Here is a 16,598-nt window from a genome sequence, read left to right as displayed (position 1 = left end):
AGCGTGTCTCCTTGATCTGCTCGTCGGTTGATCAGATGTGTCAGTCCGGTTGGTGATCACTGATGCGATGTGGGGCCGGATCAAGCCGTTGATGCCGGCTGATCCGGTCCACGGTCGGCGATGGGCCAACCACCGCCGAACACTGGAGGCCATCGCGTGGAAGTACCGCACCGGCTCGCCCTGGCGGGACTTGCCGGACGAGCTGGGCTCCTCGCCGTGGCCCTGCTCGGCTGCCTCGAGAACGGTCTCACCGTCGAAGGCATCAACTCCTTCTGGCAGAACGTCGCCCAGGGCGCCCTGCTGGTCCTCGCCGTCGTCATCCAGCAGCGCCGCAGCGGCGAACGCGCCGTCGGCCTGCCCGACTGACGGCAGCACCTGCTCCCCCGTCGTCCTGGTACGCGACCAGGGTTCCGGTGGCCGCTCCTTCCGAGCGGCCACCGGATGGGGACATGGCCCGGCACCCGGCTCAGGTTCCGGGGAGGATACGGCGCGTTTCGTAGGCCCACATCGCGATCTCGACCCGGTTGCGGGCGCCGAGTTTGGCCATGAGGCTGGCCAGATGCGTCTTCACCGTGCTGAGGCTGATGTGCAGTGCATCGGCGATCTCGGTGTTGGTCAGCCCGCGGGCGACGGCGAGGAGCACCTGCTCCTCGCGGGCGGTGACGGGGGCGACCGGCTGGGCCACGGGCCGGCCGGCGGGCAGGTCCGCGAATGCCTGGAGCAGCCGGACGGTGACGCTGGGCGCGATGAGCGCCTCCCCGTCGGACGCCGACCGTACGGCCTGGGCCAGAAGGTCCGGTCCCGTGTCCTTGAGGAGGAATCCGCGGGCGCCGGCACGCAGTGAGCCGTAGACGTACTCGTCGAGGTCGAAAGTGGTGATGACGACCACGGCCAGCGGGTCGGCGACGCCCGGGCCGGCGACCAACCGGGTGGCCTCGAGCCCGTCGATCACGGGCATGCGGATGTCGAACAGGCAGACGTCGGGGCGTAGTTCGCGGGCCAGACGTACCGCTTCCTGTCCGTCGGCGGCCTCGCCGACCACCTCGATGCCGGGCTGGGCGTTCAGTATGATCCGCAGCCCGGTGCGGATGATGGTCTGGTCGTCAGCGACGAGAACGCGGATGGGCACCGCTCTCGATCCTCCCTCTCGGCAGTTCGGCTTCGACATGCCAGCCCTGGTCGGCGCCGGGGCCGGCTTGTAGTGTGCCGCCGAGCAGCGTCGCGCGCTCGCGCAGTCCGGTCAGTCCGTATCCGTCGCGACCCCGGCCGGTGCGCCGGCCGTTGTCCCGCACGCTCACCCGTACCGTGTGCCGTTCCGCGGCGACCCGGACGACGACCTCGGTCGCGTCGACCGCATGGCGCAGCGCGTTGGTCACCGACTCCTGCACGATCCGGTAGACGGCGGCGTCCACGGCCGGTGGCAGCGCGTCCAGTTCGCCGTCGAGCCCCAGGTCGACCCTGAGGCGACCACCCGGGGTGCGCACCAGGCGCTCCAGATCCGCGACGCCGGCAGGGGGCGCCAGCTCGGCGCCGACCCCGCGGTCGCGCAGCGCGGCGACCATGGCGCGCATCTCCTCCAACGTGCGCGCCCCCTCCTCCTCGACCCCGTCCAGCGCCTCGACGGCGGCGGACGGGTCGGTGCCCGCGAGCACCCGGCCCGCCTGGGCGATGATCACCATGGCCGACACGTGGTGGGCCACCGTGTCATGCAGTTCCCGGGCGAGCTGCTCTCGTTCGCGGGAGCGTAGCTGCTCCAACTGCCGCTCGCGAGCGGTCCCCCAGAACCGCACGGCGGCCCCGATCAAGCCGGGCAGCCACAGGAAGACGAAGCCCCCGACCTGTTCGGCGGCCGGGGTGTCATCTGCGACGACCCCCACCGCGAAGGTCGTGAGGATCACCGCGCTGCCCAGCACGATCTCCCGTCCCGATCCCCACCGGGGCAGCGCGTACACCAGCACGAGCACGACCATGCTGGTGTCCAGACCTACGTGCTCGCGCGGTGCGGCGACCAGCGAGGCCAGCTGGAGCAGGATCACCGAGCCGAACCCCAGCGTGACCATCGCCAGTGGGCGGGTCCGGCGCCACAGGGGCAGCAGGCACAGCCATACGGCGAACACCACCGCCACAGGCCGCCACACGACGTTCTCGCGCAGGGTGGCCTCCAGCGCCACAGCGCCCAGGCTCGCGGCGAGCAGCGCCCAGTCCCGCCACACCCGGGCGGGCGCGTCGGGCGGCCGGGGTTCGGTCCACAGGGTTCGCAGGTCGTCTCGCAGCACGGTTCTCAGCTTAGGGGCCCCGCCGTGCCGCGCATCGGCCGAAAGGACGGGGTGTCACTCAGCCCTGGGGCCGACGGATCCGCGGCCCGCGAGCCGATGCCGCAGAGCGCCGTGGCGACGAACCTCGACATCGGAGGCCGTACAAGGACGGCCGACGAGGTGGTTGGAGGACCCGATGCTCTCGAAAGCCCTGTTGCGCCTGGGCGCAAGCGCCGCCCGCCATCCCTGGCGGGTGATCGCGGCATGGCTGATCGCCGCCACGCTTGCCGTCCTCGCCGCGATCGCCGTCGGCGGGCGGACCGCGGACTCGATGACCGCACCGGGACTGGACTCCCAACGGGCCGCGCAACTGATCGAGCGGGCCGGCACCGGCCAGGAGGGCATGACCGCCCAAGTGGTCGTCACCCCCCTCGACGGCGATGCGACGTTCTTCGACCACGGCAGCGCGCGCACCGCTCTCACACGGCTGCAGACCGAGGTGCGGCGGCTGCCGCACGTGCTCGGCACGAGCGACCCGGCGGGGGCACTCGGCGCAGGCGGGGACACCACCGTGCGCGGCGGCCTTGTCTCGGCCGACGGGCGGATCGCGGTCGTCCGGGTGCAGTACCCCGACCAGAGCCGGCTGTCGGCCGAAGACCTCGACGCCCTCGTCGACCTCGGCGACCGGCTGCGCGCCGAGCTGCCCCTGCGCATCGAGATGGGCGGGAGCCTCTTCTACGCCTTCTCCGCCCCCGACGGCGGCGCGAGCGAGCTGATCGGCCTCCTCGCCGCGGCCACGATCCTGTTCCTGGCGTTCGGTTCGCTCGTCGCCGCCGCGCTGCCGATCGGCATGGCGGTCTTCGGGCTGACCGTAGGGGTTGCCACGATGACGGTACTGGCGGGGGTGACGGACGTCCCGACCTTCGCCCCTGTCCTGGGCAGCATGGTCGGGCTCGGAGTGGGCATCGACTACGCGCTGTTCGTGCTCGCCAGACACCGGGAGTACCTCGCGCGCGGGCTCGATCCCCGCGAGGCGGCGGGGCGAGCGGTGGCCACGGCGGGGAGGCCTGTGGTCTTCGCCGGCGGCACCGTCGTCGTATCGATCCTCGGCCTGGCGGTCGCGAACGTACCGTTCATGACGGTGGGCGGGATCGCCGTCTCGATCGTCGTTCTGATCATGGTGGTCGCGTCGGTGACGCTGCTGCCGGCCTTCCTCGGCGCCGCCGGCCCACGCCTGGCCCGGACCGGCCGGATCGGCCGGGCTCTGCAGACCAGGAAGCCGGGCCGACTCGCACGGCGGCGGGACCCGGTGGCAGGCGCCGCCCAGGCCTCAGGGTGGCGTCGCTGGATCGGGCACGTCAGCCGGCACCCGGTGCCGTACGCGGTCGGCGCGGCGGGGCTGCTGCTGACCGCGACGCTGCCCGTGCTCGGCCTGCGCGTCGGCCTGCCCGACGACGGCTCACTGCCCCACAGCCGTACCGAGCGGCGGGCCTACGACCTCGTCGCCGAGGGGTTCGGCCCGGGCACCAACGGCCCCCTCGTCATCGCCGCGGACCCCACCGGTGATCCGGGAGTGCTGGACCGACTCGTCGCAACGGTCGCGGCGGATCCGGGCATCGCATCCGTCGCGCCGACGCACATCGATCGGGCCACCGGCATCGCGACCCTCGTGGTGTTCCCGACCACCAGCCCTCAGGACAAGGCCACGGCCGACACCATCGCCCGGCTGCGCACCGACGTGCTGCCCACGGCGATCGGGAACGGCCCGGCCAGGGCCCACGTCGGCGGCGCCGCCGCGAGCCTGTCCGACGTGGGCCAACGCACCAGCCAACGCCTGCCGGTGTTCGTCGCCGCCGTGCTGGCGATGTCGTTCCTGCTGCTGATGCTGGCCTTCCGCTCGGTACTCGTACCGCTCAAGGCGGTACTGCTGAATCTGCTGAGCATCGGCGCGTCCTACGGCATCATGGTCGCGGTCTTCCAGTGGGGCTGGGGAGGCGCACTCATCGGGCTGGAAGCGACGGTTCCGATCGTGTCGTTCATCCCGATGTTCCTCTTCGCCATCCTGTTCGGCCTGTCGATGGACTATGAGGTGTTCCTCCTCTCCCGCGTACGCGAGGAGTACCTGCGCACCGGCGACAACCGCACGGCGATCGTTGAGGGCGTCTCGGGCACCGCCCGGATCATCACCTCGGCCGCCCTCATCATGGTGGCGGTCTTCCTGTCCTTCGCCGTCGCCGAGGACCCCTCGACCAAAATGTTCGGGCTCGGCCTGGCCACCGCGATCTTCATCGACGCCACGGTCGTACGCATGGTGCTGGTACCGGCGACCATGACACTCCTCGGCCGGGCCAACTGGTGGCTGCCGAAGTGGCTGGACCGGATGCTTCCCCACGGCCCGGTCGGCACCGCCGACACCGACGCGGAATCCACGGGTGAGGCCCCGAGTCCACGGCTGATCGACCGTTGACTCAACTCCTGCCCGTCCTTGGCGTCCGGCACCTCAGCGGTGGCCACCCGGTATGACAAGCGCTGCTGCGTCTACCTCGGCACCGCAAGCGCAGCAGCGCTCACCAGCTGGCTCCGAACATGATCGGCCTGAAAGTCCCTAGCGCGCGAGCGTGTCGAACCAGCGCACGATCTGGGGTCCCGCCAGCTTGAAAGACCCGTTGTGGTCGGCCTTTCCGTGGTCGACCACGGGGGCCGTCACACCGTTGCGGGCCAGATCAGCGGCGCAGCTGATGGAGTTGGCGATCGGCACATCCGTGTCGCCGGCCGCGCTGTGCAGCCGAACGGGCACGTCGGGCTTCCAGTCGCAGGTCCCGTCCTGTGCCTTGAGCGCGGCCAGCAGGCCTCCGTCCGGGCGCCGCAGCCGCTCGTAGAAGCCGTCGGTCAGCAGCTCCTTCACCGAGCCGGGCAGCTTCGTGACGATGTTCTCCTCGGTGTGCCGGGTGTCGAAGAGTTCCTCCACGTACCCCGCGTACGGCTGCCGGAAGGCCTCGGCCGGGTTGTCGTAGACGGGGTGCAGCCGGTTCTGCGCGGTGAGGAAGTACGACATGTAGAAGACACCGCTGATGTCGTTGACGCGGCCGTCGAGCAGGGCGGGGATCTCGGCGCCCTGCAGGTCGTACGGTCCGGCGACCGGCGCGAGCGCCCGCAGCCGGAAGTGCCGGTCCGCGCCCCGCGCCAGTTCGCGGCCCAGCGCCATGGCGACCTGGCCGCCTTGTGAGAACCCGGTGCCGTACACGTCTCCAGTGAGCGGCCTGCCCAGCGCACGTGCGGCGGTTCGGGAGGCCCGCAGCATGTCGAGCGAGGCGGAGACGGAGGAGGCGGTGTCCATGTACGGGTGGAGGCAGGGGCCCTTGCCGAGCCCGAGGTAGTCGGGTGCGGCGACGGCGCGGCCCGCGGCGGCGTGCAGATAGGGCGCGTACAGCCCGAAGTCCTCGGCGACGGACGGCGCGTAGTCGCGGTGGACCATCGTGCCGTGCGTGTCGGCCACCAGGTCGAGCCGGCGCTCGCCACCCTTGGGGAGCACCAACAGGCCGGTGGCAGCGGTCGGTTCGCCCCGAGGGGTCAGGGTCCGGTACGTGAGGCGGTAGCCGCGCACACCGTGGCGCACGGTCGCCGGGTCGATGTCGGCACCCTTGAGGAACGCGGCGACCTCGGCCCGGCTCAGGTCGGCGACGGGAGTGACACCGAGAAGGGCCCCGCGCCCCATGCTCTGCTGGGCCGGGCGGGGTTCGGACGCGGCGACTGCCGGGGTGGCGGCAAGGGCGGCGAGTACGACGGCGGTCGCGGCGGCCAGGGACCGGCGTACTCGCCTGCGCCGCATGGCCTGTCGGAAGCGGGTGCGGGTCGTGGTGTGGGTCATGACGACGACGCTACGGATCCGTTGATCACCGGGACATCCGACGGTCCCCCGGCCGGGGGTGCGGCCAGCCCCACCCCGGAACCGGGGAATCCCCGTCGGGCGGAGGCGGGTTGGGCCGGCGTCCGGCTGTGCAGTCCGCGGCCCATGAGCCGAACACCGAGCCCGCCCACGGAGATGGAGCCCGTCGTGGCCGTACTCCTGGGCCGGGCAAGGGAGCTCTGGGACGGTATGGCGCGGCGGGTGAGGGCCGAGATCCCGTGCTACGGCGGCGACGAGGCCGCCTACAAGCGGCTCGACGACGCCTGCCGCCCCAACACCGAACTCGCCTTCGGCGAACTAGCAAGCGCCGCTACGACTACCTCGGTACCGCAATCGCAGCAGCCCTCGTCATCTGGATCCGAAGGTGATCGCAGGGACAAGTCCTAGGCGTCGCCACCCACCTCGTGTCGCGCCTGTGCCACCGTGTGTGCCCGGGCGGCGTCAGCCGCGGCTGTGGCGTCGCCACGACGCAGGGCGCCGATGATGCCGTCGTGCTCGATCACCGAGCGCCAGTTCATCTCGTCGATCGGCGCCACGGCGCGGTAGCGGCGGATGGTCAGGAGCAGCTGTTCGGTCAGGTCGGCGAGGATGCGGTATCCGGTCGCCTCGGCAAGTGCACGGTGGCAGCTCGTGTTCAGCTCCGACAGCCGGTCGATCGCGCCGCTTTCGGCGTGGGTGAAGCCCTGCCTGCACGCCCGCGTGCGGCGGCGCGATCTGTACGGCATCTCCAGGTACTCCTCCACTGCGGTCAGCGCTTCGGAAAGGGTCTTCGCTCGCCGCTCCCGACGGGCCGCACTCTGATTGAGGGCGTACGTGACGTAGACGCCCAGCAACACAATGACGGGCACGATCAGGGCGGTCTTCCGAACCCATGACCAGCCGCTCGCCTTCGCCGCGGCCTGGAGGAACCGCTCCTGAACCAGTCGTGATCCTCCGGAAGGTCGTGTGGTGCGTCCTCGACGATCCACGCACCGCCGGCATGCCCACCCGTGCGGCGCCAGTAGTGTTCGAGGAAGAGGTGTCTCTCGACGATCCCCCGAGGCCTCTATGTCGGCTACCGCCACTACGACACCCTCGCCGTTCCGATCGCGTCCCCCTTTGGCCACGGCCTGACCTACACCACCCTCGCCTACGACGACCTGGAGACCACCGCGACCGGCGACAGACGGTGGACCGTCGAGGCCACCATCACCAACACCGGAAGCCGCTTCCCCCGCGAGGTGGTCCAGCTCTACGTCGCCTTCGACAAGCCACACCCCACCCGCCCACGCCACGAACGGCGCGGCTCCAACAGGATCGGCCTGGAACCCGGCGCCTCGGCGAGCGCAGCAGCCGGCACCGCCACCGGACCGGGCAGCCCGACGGCGGTACCGGCAGCGAGCAGGGACTTTCGCGACACTCGTGGGCAACTGACTGAACTCATGGCGAAACCTCGTGATCACGACGCGGGACTTGATGGCCGCGACGGGTCACCGTGACCCGCCGCGGCCATTCGAACGGACATGAGGTCTCCCAAGCGTTACCAGGGGCGCGGCGTACCGATAGAGGGGCCTTGACCTCTCTGGACATCACGGGAGAACTCACGCGAACCGAGTCCCTGATGGGGTGACGTGGTCGGCACCCCGGACGCCTGCCTGACCTGATCGAGCGCCACTGCCACCCGTGAGTCATCCCTCGACCGCCCCCCTGTCCGCGGGGCGGCGCGCCTTGCGGCGGCCGTGGTAGCCGGATGGCGAGCCGGCGCCGTGACCAAGATCGGGACCATGCCGGGACCAGATCAGCGGCTGCTGTGCCACCACCGTTCTGTGCTCGTCGGGCTCCGTCGCCCGCTGGGACATGCATCATCGAAGGTGGGGAGACCATCGGCACGATCGACGAGGAGTGGCGATGAGGTTGTCGTTCCTTGAGCCCGTCTACGCAGAGCCGGGCCCGTACGTCTCCGTGTACCTGGATACGTCCCGGAATATCGAGCATCCCGAGCGGGCGATCGCGCTGCGGTGGCAGCGGCTGCGCGAGAGCCTGTCCCGTCAGGGCGCGGACCGGAGGCTGCTGAACGTTCTGGAGGAGGTGGTCGGCACCGACACCGAGGTGCCCGGGGTGCACGGGCAGACCCTCTTCGCCGCCCACGGCATGCTCGTCCTGAACGGGGAGCTTCCCTGGCCGCCCGAGCACGACTCCGCGCGCTACAGCACCCTGCCGGACGCGATGCCCCTCATCACCCAGCACGTTCCGGAGATCCCTTACATGGCTGCATCGCAGGGTCGCGGTGGCGACCTGGCACCGCACCGCCCCCCGGCTCGGCCAGCGGCTGGACGAACGGGCGCGGCACGCCGACGCCGACGCCGACGCCGTCGTCGTCGGCGGTGACGAGTGGGCGTGCAACGTACTTGTCCGCCGCCTGCCGCACGCCCTTCGGGACAAGGTCGTACGCGTGGGCGGCCGGACCCCCACCGACACCGGACGCGCCCTGCTGGAACCGCAGCTCGACGGAGTCTTCCGCGGCCGCATGGCCGCGCACGACCGGGAACTCGTGGACATCTTCGTCGGCCGGCGTGCCCTGGACGGACCCGTAACGGAGGGGCTGGCCGCCACTGTGGCCGCCCTCCAGCGCGGCGGTGTAGCCGGCGACGGTGACCTGGTCGGTCAGGGTGCGGAAGTCGATGCATCCGTCGCCGACGTGGCCGCGGCCGGGCAGGGCGTCGGCGGGTAGGGGCAGGGTCCAGTCGCAGACCTGGCAGGAGGCGATCCGCCCACCGTGCCGGCCCGTGCGATCTGAGTGGCCAGGTACGGGTCCCACCACAGGTGGTATCTGTCGACGACCGCACCGACCTGTTCGCCGGGAACCGCTCGGCGAGGTCGACGCTCGGCGGCAGACTGGCCAGCATCGTGGGCAGTCTGCTCGCCGTCCCGTTGGCCGCGCTCATCGCGGTGTTCTGGAACTACCTGCGTGAGCAGCTCAGCGGCGAAGGGCCGGAACCGGACCCCGACGAGGCACACACTCCCTCCCCCGTCACGTCGTGACCCGAACGACGGGCCGCCCGCTAGTCCCGCTGTGCGGGCCCGAAGTCAGTCATCGGGGTGGTAGTCCCTACCGGCGGAGTGCTGTCGGCACCCCCCAACCACGGTTCGGCGCGCTTCCACTGATCTTCGAAGACTTCCGAGAAGAAGGCGATCAGGCCATCATGCTCAATCTGCCAGGGGCCAGACCCAGCAGAGCCTCCTGCCCAGCCTCATCCGCAGCGAGATCCCACCGCAGCTTCGTGCCGACAGCAGGCGTCGTAGCCGGCCATGGCTGGTCCTGGACGGCGGTGGAGTCGGCCGGTCCCGCTCCTGTCGTCGCGGAGGTCGGCCGGTCAGCTCGCCGCCCGTACCGCGTCCCTGATCAGGTCGGCGACCTGTGTGGGCTCGGAGAGGACGACGGCGTGGGAGGCGTCCGGAAGTTCGACAACGACGGCTCCGGCCCGTGCGGCGCCGAAGCGCTGGACCTCGGGGCTGATCGTGCGGTCCGCCCCGGCCACCAGGGCCCAGGACGGTTTGGTCCGCCACGCCGCCGCGGACGCGGTCTCGGTGAAGGCGGCCGTGGCGAGCGGGCGTTGGGCCGTCGCCAGGACGCCGGCGACGTCCTCGGGCAGGTCCGCCGCGAAGACGGAGGGAAAGGCCGTCTCCTCGATGGTGACCTCGACCGCCGAGTCACCGTCGAGGAGCGGGTACGTCCACTCCTTCAGGTTGCCCGTCAGGGGGGTTTCGGGAAAGCTCGCCTGGAGCCGGCCTAGGCTCTCGCCCTCGTTGGGCACGTAGGCGGCGACGTAGACCAGCGCGACGACGTTCTCCGCGGTGCCGGCCACGGTGATCAGCGCACCGCCATAGGCATGGCCGACGATTACGGCTGGGCCGTCGACCTGCGCGAGGACGGAGGTGAGGTAGGCGGCGTCCGACGTCAGCCCCCGCAGCGGGTTCGGCGGAGCGATCACCGGGATACCGCTGCTCCGCAGTTCCGAGATGACGCCTATCCAGCCTGTCGCGTCGGCGAAGGCACCGTGCACGAGGACGACGGTGGGGTTGGTCATGCGAGTTCTCTTCTCGGTGTCGGGCCACGTGGGGGCGTCGTCACGACGGTCTAGGGCGGCCCGGACCCGGCAAGAGGTCCGTGCGACTCTTGCTCACGGTAGAGCCGTGGAAGTGGCACCTCTTGTACGTGTGCGCCTCCGCGCTGTCATGACGGCGCACACGCGGCTCAGCGCCTTCGCTCGTCCTGGGTGTCGGCAGTCGTCGGCGCGAAGGCCGACGTCGCCAGCGCCTGCCATTCGCTGGGGCTCATGCCGTAGGCCCCGCGGAACGTGCGGCTGAAGTGCGAGGGGCTGCTGAAGCCCCAGCGGTGTGCCACCGCGGCCATGGTGATCCTCCGGTTGGAGCGGCCCAGTTCGAGCCGGCAGAACTCGAGCCGGCGCTGCCGCACCCATTGGCTCACCGTGCTGCCGTCGTTCTGGAAGAGCTTCTGCAGGTACCGGACGGAGATGTGGTGGGCACGTGCGATCGACTCCGGTGAGAGGTCCGGGTCCATCAGATGTTCCTCGATGTAGCCGTGGATACGGGACAGCATCTCGTTGACGGTCCCGGACGCGTTGTCGGCCTCGTCCGTCGTGTCCGCTTCGAGGAGCTCCATGACCAGGACGGAGAGGAGGTGTACGGCCGTCCGGGCACGCCGGTCCCCGATCGTGGACCGCCGGAACTCCGCCTTGGCGGCGAGCGCGGTCAGGAAGTCGGACGCCAGCGCCCCGATCCCCTCCCCGCCGCGTACGGGTACGCCGAGCACCTGGTTCAGTTCCGACTCCGTGACGCCCAGATAGCACCGGGGCACCCGGAAGAAGATCATCTGGCAGTCTTCTCCGAACTGCAGCAGATGCCGTCGGGCCGGGTCGCAGAAGACCAGGTCGTTCGGCTCCAACAGGGTCTTGGCGCGCTCGTGGACGACGGTGACGGGCCCACGGACATGGACGCCGAGGTAGACGTGGGTCCGGTCGTTCGTCTCCGGCATCTCGGAAAGCATCCGGACCAGCCACCCCGAGCGGGAGGAGGGCGAGGTCGGATCGGGCACTTGCCGGGGCACCCGTTCGGGCGCACGAGACATCAGTGTGGGGGTCATGGGGAGTCCTAGCCGTAGGTGCGTGCGGGCGGAGGGCGGATTCACGCCCCGTTCGCCGGCTCCTCGGCCAGGAACTTCTCCACCACGGCATTGAAGGCCGGCGGGTTCTCCAGGAAGGGAAAGTGCGAGCTCGCCACGTCGGAGGCGAAGACGTGCAGGCGTGCGCCGGGAATCCGCTCGGCGACGAAGCGCTGCGAATCGGGGTGCACATGGCTTCCCTCACAGCCGATCACCAGGGTCGGCACATCGATCCGGGGAAGCACGTCGCGCCAGTCCTGCGCGCAGTGGTCGAACAGCAGCGGTACGCCCGCGTAGGCGGGTGTCGACCGGATCTCCTCGCCGACGAAGGCCAGCACTTCGGGGTCGGGCTCGCCGGAGAACATGCCGCGCACGAAGTCGGCGCGGACCGTGTCGCCCTCCGGACCCGCGAGGGCCGCGCCCAGGTACAACAGCCCCGACACATCGAAGATGGCACCGGAGTCCCGCTGTTCCCGCTCGGTCATCCAGGGCACGGCGGCGACCGCCGCGGGCTGGTCGACGGCGACGAAGCGCCGGATCCGTCCGGTCCCGTACTGGTCGATGAAGCTCCACCACACCGAGACACCCATGGACCAGCCCAGTGCGTCGAAACGGTCGAGACCGAGATGTTCGACGAGTTCGAGCACATCGCGGGAGAGCCGGGCGATGCGGTAGCCGTGACGAGGCTTGCCGGACTTCCCATGACCGCGGAGGTCGACGGTGACGACGCGACGGCCGGGCGCCAACCCCTCGATCTGGTGGCGGAACATCGCCTGCGTCTGCCCCCAGCCGTGCAGCATCACCAGCGGGACGCCCTCGCCGCCGGTGTCCTGGTACGCGAGCCGTGCGCCGTCCGTCGTAGTCAGTTCCTTCATGACCTCTCCCCTGGTCAGAGGCGGTACATCGTCCCCGCCCGTCACGAGCATCATCGAATGGAGCCCGCCGCCCGCACCACCGCGAGCTGTAGGAATCGGGCCGTGAATCCTCCTCGCTTTGTCGAAGCGAGTCCGTGGTCAGACGGCCCCGTCGCCGCCCGGGGCGAGGAGTTCCTCGATCCTGAGGCCGAGGTGCAGAGTGAGCCGGTGGGCGCCGTCGTCGAGGTCCAGTCCGGTGACCTCCTGAATCTGGCGCAGGCGGTAGTAGAGCGAAGTGCGGTGGATTCCCAGCGTGTCCGCGGTCCGGGGAATCGATCCCGCGTGTTCGAGGAAGCAGCGCAGGGTGTCCCGCAGGCGGTCGCCGCCGTGAGTGTCGCTCAGGGTAAGGAGCGGCTTAGGAACCAAAGACGCGTTCAGGGCGTGCTCGGGGAGCTGGAGCAGCACCGCGAGCTCTCCGAGCAGATCCCAGTCACCGGCGCTCTTCAAGGTGGGCAGCCGGCGTGCCGCGCGTGCCGCCACGAGCGCCTGCTCGTACGACGTCCATGCGCCGTCCAGGCTAGGGTGCCGGCCGCCGACGCCGATCACGGGGTCCGCCGCCGGCCCCAGGAAGGTGCGGAGTTCGTCCAGGATGCGAGCGGACTGTGCGGTGACCTCGTCCTGGCCGGGTGGGCGATCGCGCAGCTGGAGCATTGTCGCCCGCTCCTTGCCGATCGCGATGAGGCCCTGGGCCGAGCGCGTCTGCCGGAACCCCTCCAGCGCCCCCCACAGGGCCGCCTCGGACTGCCGCACGAGCTCGGTCGCGCAGCTCAGCTGGACGACGGTGACCAGCACGTGCTCGGCTGCTCCGAGCAGTCCGAGTTCCCTGCCTCGCCGCCGTGCGGCGGTACGGGCGGCGACGTCGGTGCCGACGAGTTCGAGGACGAGGTCCCGCTCGTCGGCCTTCCGGGTGTCGGTGGCGATGTGTTCTCCGTGCATCTGGGCGGCCATGGCGTCCGCGGCCCGGGCGATGGCACGCGTCTCGTGCTCTGCGAGCGTCTTCTCGGGCACGACCACCAGGAGCAGTCCGAGGAGATGCCCGCGCACGCGCAGGGGTACGACGTAACGGGGCAGCAGTCCGAGATCGTCACGGCCGTCGATGAATCCGGCCCGGGGCCACTGGGTCACGCCCTGGGCGAGGACGTAGCGGATCGTCGCGTTGTCGGCGCGGCCCTGCAACAGGGTGCCGATGCGGACCGGGTCCTCGTCGCCGAAGTGGCGGCTCGTGCAGACCATGCGGACCAACGGGTCGTCGACGGCGACGGACCGGCCGAGCCGCTCCGCGAGCTCGTCGACAAGCGCCTGGAGCTCGGGGCTGCCGGGGCGGGCTCGCTGGAGCCTTACGGTCATGCGCTGTTCCTCTCTCGACCAATGGTTCCCCGCGGACTTCTCCATTCCGCGGCTCTTGATCATTCTGAGGAAGCGACGACGTCGGCACATCACACGAATCGTCCATTGCCATGACGCCCACAGGGGATACGAAGCGACTACTCTCCGCTGTCACGATGCTTCACCAGCCGGGTCAGCTCCACGCGCGAGGTGATGTCCAGCTTGGTGAAGGCCCGGCGCAGGTGCGAACTCACCGTGTGCGGCGAGAGGGAGAGGTGCTCGGCCACCTGCTGGTTGGTCAGCCCTTGTGCCACGAGCCGTACCACCCGTATCTCCGCGGCCGTCAGCTCGGGCCATGCCCCGGAGAGTCCGGCCGTCGAGGGCCGGCGGCGGACACCAGCGGCCCGCAGACGCCGGCGGACGCGTGCGACGTCCCTCTCGGCGCCCGCTCGCACATAGAGCGCGAGGGCCGTCTCGAAGTACGGGACCGCTTCCGGCTTGCGGGTGGCCGCCAGCTTGCGTCCGGTGTCCTCCAGCGCCGACGCCCGGGCCAGTACCCGAGGACAGTCCTCGTACAGCCGGACGGCGCGTACGAGCGGGGCGAGGTCGTTGTCGAGGAGCCCCCGGGCGTGCGCGGCGGTGGCGGCGAGGAACGGGAGGTCGGGATTGAGCACGGCTCGCCTCTCGGCCATGGCGACCGCCTGCACGGCCCGTTCGTGCCTGCCCGCGCGCAGCGCCAGGCGGACGAGCACCGGGGCGTCGGCCGGGTCGATCAGGCCGGCGTAGGCGGGCCGGTCCGCGGCGGGCGACGTCATCACCGCGTCGAGTTCGGCCATGGCGCGGTCGGGCCGGCCTTCGTAGTCGGCCATCAGCGCCAGCATCCAGGTGCCGAAGTGCCGGACGACGGGTGCGTCGTCGCTCCGCATGCGCCTCGCCTGCGCCGCGTACGCCTCCGCGGTCTGCCGGTCGCCGGTGTGGAGGGCGACGCGCAGCATCACGTACCGGAGCGTGACATCGGCGAGGTTGCCCGGGCCGGGTTCGTCGGTCGCCGGGGACGCGGCTTCCGCGTCGGCCCGGGCGTCCGACAGCCGTCCGGTCTCCAGATAGATGCGGGTGCGGGTCATGAGCCACATGCGGGTGGCGGCCGTCCGGCCCTGCTCCCTGGTGATCCGGATGCCCTCCTCCGCGACGGCGAGCGCCTCCGCGGTGCGTCCGGTGGTGTTCGACAGGAGGGCGTGCCACAGGGCCTCCGGCACCCACAGCGAGGTGCTGACGCCCAGGGCGTCGGCCAGCGCGGCGGCCCTCTCGGCCTGCCGGAACGCCTCGGTCAGGTCCATGCGGTGGAAGCTCACGGCCGAGCGGACCGTCGTCAGCGTGGCCTCGGCGGTGCGGTCCCCCGCTGCCGCCGCGGTGTCCCACGCCTGCGCGGCGACCTGCTCGGCCGCCGCGTGTTCGCCCGACATCGACAGGCCGACGGCGAGCATGGCGAGCAGTCGCCCCCTCGTGGTCAGGGAGATCCCGGGCAGTGCCGCCCCGGCTCGGGCCTGCCGGACCGCCTCGGAGAAGTCGAACTGTACGGCGAGGCGTGCCAGGGCCAGGCGTATGAGCGCCTCGTCCTCGGGTCCGAGACCGCCGGCCGCCAGGGCGGTGGCTCCCAGTTCACGCGCCTGGGCGGCCCGGCCCGTCTGCCAGAGCAGCGGGATCGTCTCGGCGAGGACCCGCGGCCGCTCCGGAGCGTCCGCCGAGGTGAGTTCCAGGGCCTTGAGGCTGCGTTCCGCAGCGGGTCCGGGAGCCGTGGCCGCGTACTCCGCCGCGGCGGTGCGCAGCCGGTCGGCCTCCGCCGCGTCTCCCGTCCCGGCCTCCGCCGCATCTGCCGGTGCTCTCCCGGCCGACGGCCCGGGATGCTCGACAGCGGAGGCCGCGCTCCCCGGCGGCAGCTCGGCGGCTTGATCACGCACGGCCAGACGCAGGGGCAGGGGGAGGCCGGCTTCCACCGCCTCGCGGATCAGGTCGTGGCGGAAGGCGAGGCGATCGCCGCTTTCGGTGAGCAGATCGGCGTCGAGGGATTCCCGGACCGCTGTGATGAGCGCCGCCGAGGACCTGCCGAGCAGTTCGGCCAGCACCGCGACGGTGACCGGGCCGCCCACGGCGGCCGCCGTCTGCACCAGTTCTCGTGCCTCGTCGGACAGCTGGTCGAGGCGGCGCGCGACAGAGGGGAGTTCCCGTGGGGCGGGGGGTCCGGCCGACAGCCTGGCCGTGCCGTTCTCGATCGTCACCGCCTCCCGCAGCGAGCCGAGCAGCTCGACCAGCAGCTGTGGGACTCCTTCGGCGCGGCGGGCGACGCGGAGGATGTCCGGGTCGGGAGCGGCGCCGAGGACGTCCTCGGTGATCCGTGTGGTGGCCTGGTCGTCCAGCGCTCCCAGCACCAGCTCGTGTGCGCCTGCCTGCCGGATCCTGTCCAGGGTCGTGCGCACTCCCGACGGCACGCTGCCGCCGCGCACGGCGACCAGCCACAGGATGGCGTGCGACGAGAGTCCGGCCGCGAGGGTGTTGAAGGTGAGAAGGGTCAGGTCGTCGCACCACTGGAGGTCGTCGAGGACGACGAGCAGGGGGCCGTTTCGAGCCGTCTCCCGCAGGCGGTCCCCCAGTTCCTGGAGCAGCCAGAAGCGCTGGCCGGGTGTCGTGGCGAGGTCCCTGAGGCGGACGGCGCCCGACAGCGGTTCCTCGCCGGAGAGCAGACCGTCGAGGAGCGGGCCGAGCGGCACGAACTGTTCGTCGGGGTCCGCCGCTCCCTCGAACACCCTCGTCCCGCGCCGCCTCGCGGCTGCCGCGGCCTCCGCAAGGATCCTGGACCTGCCGATGCCGACGGGGCCTTCGACGCGGATGATCCCGCCTTCGCCCCGGTCGAGCGCGTCGAGCCGCGCCTCGATGAACGCCAGTTCGGCGTCCCTGCCGCGGAGGGGCGTCCGTACACCCTCGGGTTCCTCGGGCACGGTCCTTGTCGTCACTCGGTTCACGCTCATACGGCGGAACAG

Annotated in this window: 13 protein-coding genes and 2 pseudogenes; 6 read left to right on the top strand and 9 right to left on the bottom strand. The window is 71.2% G+C overall.

The features are described 5' to 3' along the window. Positions 1-37 precede the first annotated feature (37 nt). Positions 38-211, top strand: a pseudogene (locus SGA01_RS28885) (transposase); the annotation flags it as partial. Further along, positions 157-366, top strand: coding sequence for a hypothetical protein (locus SGA01_RS28880; RefSeq protein ID WP_229918530.1), 210 nt, complete (start codon positions 157-159; stop codon positions 364-366). The pseudogene SGA01_RS28885 and the gene SGA01_RS28880, both read left to right, overlap by 55 nt. 100 nt (positions 367-466) lie before the next feature. Here the strand turns inward: SGA01_RS28880 and SGA01_RS28875 are convergent, their stop codons facing one another. Continuing rightward, complete coding sequence (locus SGA01_RS28875; protein WP_141299921.1) at positions 467-1,129, bottom strand: response regulator; 663 nt, start codon at positions 1,127-1,129, stop codon at positions 467-469. Beyond that, positions 1,104-2,276: a sensor histidine kinase gene (locus SGA01_RS28870; protein WP_141299919.1), complete on the bottom strand. Its 1,173-nt coding sequence runs from the start codon at positions 2,274-2,276 to the stop codon at positions 1,104-1,106. The genes SGA01_RS28875 and SGA01_RS28870 overlap by 26 nt, the downstream gene beginning before the upstream one ends. A gap of 175 nt (positions 2,277-2,451) precedes the next feature. Here SGA01_RS28870 and SGA01_RS28865 point away from each other — a divergent pair, with 175 nt between their 5' ends. Beyond that, a complete protein-coding gene (locus tag SGA01_RS28865) occupies positions 2,452-4,722 on the top strand; it encodes an MMPL family transporter (RefSeq protein ID WP_141299917.1) in 2,271 nt (756 codons plus the stop codon). A gap of 138 nt (positions 4,723-4,860) precedes the next feature. On the opposite strand, the gene SGA01_RS28860 is transcribed toward SGA01_RS28865, so the two are convergent. Beyond that, positions 4,861-6,123 (bottom strand): alpha/beta hydrolase, encoded by a 1,263-nt coding sequence (locus SGA01_RS28860; RefSeq protein ID WP_229918531.1) that lies wholly within the window; start codon positions 6,121-6,123, stop codon positions 4,861-4,863. Positions 6,124-6,267: 144 nt separating this feature from the next. Here SGA01_RS28860 and SGA01_RS28855 point away from each other — a divergent pair, with 144 nt between their 5' ends. Continuing rightward, positions 6,268-6,549 carry a hypothetical protein gene (locus SGA01_RS28855; RefSeq protein ID WP_141299915.1) on the top strand — a complete coding sequence of 94 codons (282 nt, stop codon included), beginning with the start codon at positions 6,268-6,270 and terminating at the stop codon, positions 6,547-6,549. Here SGA01_RS28855 and SGA01_RS28850 read toward each other — a convergent pair. Then, a complete protein-coding gene (locus tag SGA01_RS28850; protein WP_141299913.1) occupies positions 6,546-7,010 on the bottom strand; it encodes an FCD domain-containing protein in 465 nt (154 codons plus the stop codon). The two genes, SGA01_RS28855 and SGA01_RS28850, sit on opposite strands and share 4 nt — an antisense overlap. 1,418 nt (positions 7,011-8,428) lie before the next feature. Between SGA01_RS28850 and SGA01_RS42310 the strand changes: the two genes are divergently transcribed. Both SGA01_RS42310 and SGA01_RS28840 read left to right on the top strand, forming a co-directional pair. Beyond that, on the top strand, positions 8,429-8,872 hold the full coding sequence (locus tag SGA01_RS42310) for a baeRF2 domain-containing protein (RefSeq protein ID WP_229918532.1): 444 nt from the start codon (positions 8,429-8,431) through the stop codon (positions 8,870-8,872). Between the two features lie 149 nt (positions 8,873-9,021). Next, positions 9,022-9,183, top strand: a pseudogene (locus SGA01_RS28840) (AI-2E family transporter); the annotation flags it as partial. Positions 9,184-9,515: 332 nt separating this feature from the next. On the opposite strand, the gene SGA01_RS28835 reads toward SGA01_RS28840, so the two are convergent. From SGA01_RS28835 to SGA01_RS28815, 5 genes are all read right to left on the bottom strand, one after another. After that, complete coding sequence (locus SGA01_RS28835; protein ID WP_141299911.1) at positions 9,516-10,229, bottom strand: alpha/beta fold hydrolase; 714 nt, start codon at positions 10,227-10,229, stop codon at positions 9,516-9,518. A gap of 167 nt (positions 10,230-10,396) precedes the next feature. Then, a complete protein-coding gene (locus SGA01_RS28830) occupies positions 10,397-11,197 on the bottom strand; it encodes a helix-turn-helix domain-containing protein (RefSeq protein WP_229918533.1) in 801 nt (266 codons plus the stop codon). A 149-nt stretch (positions 11,198-11,346) separates the two neighbouring features. Next, positions 11,347-12,198 (bottom strand): alpha/beta fold hydrolase, encoded by an 852-nt coding sequence (locus SGA01_RS28825; protein ID WP_174867534.1) that lies wholly within the window; start codon positions 12,196-12,198, stop codon positions 11,347-11,349. 138 nt (positions 12,199-12,336) lie between these two features. Continuing rightward, the gene (locus SGA01_RS28820) at positions 12,337-13,584 is read right to left on the bottom strand and encodes a PucR family transcriptional regulator (protein WP_141299905.1); all 1,248 of its coding nucleotides are present in this window, start codon (positions 13,582-13,584) and stop codon (positions 12,337-12,339) included. A gap of 137 nt (positions 13,585-13,721) precedes the next feature. Beyond that, positions 13,722-16,586, bottom strand: coding sequence for a helix-turn-helix transcriptional regulator (locus SGA01_RS28815; RefSeq protein ID WP_141299903.1), 2,865 nt, complete (start codon positions 16,584-16,586; stop codon positions 13,722-13,724). Positions 16,587-16,598: the final 12 nt, after the last annotated feature.

The organism is Streptomyces gardneri, assembly GCF_006539185.1.
GTDB lineage: Bacteria > Actinomycetota > Actinomycetes > Streptomycetales > Streptomycetaceae > Streptomyces > Streptomyces gardneri.
This window is presented reverse-complemented; position numbering and strand designations above follow the sequence as displayed.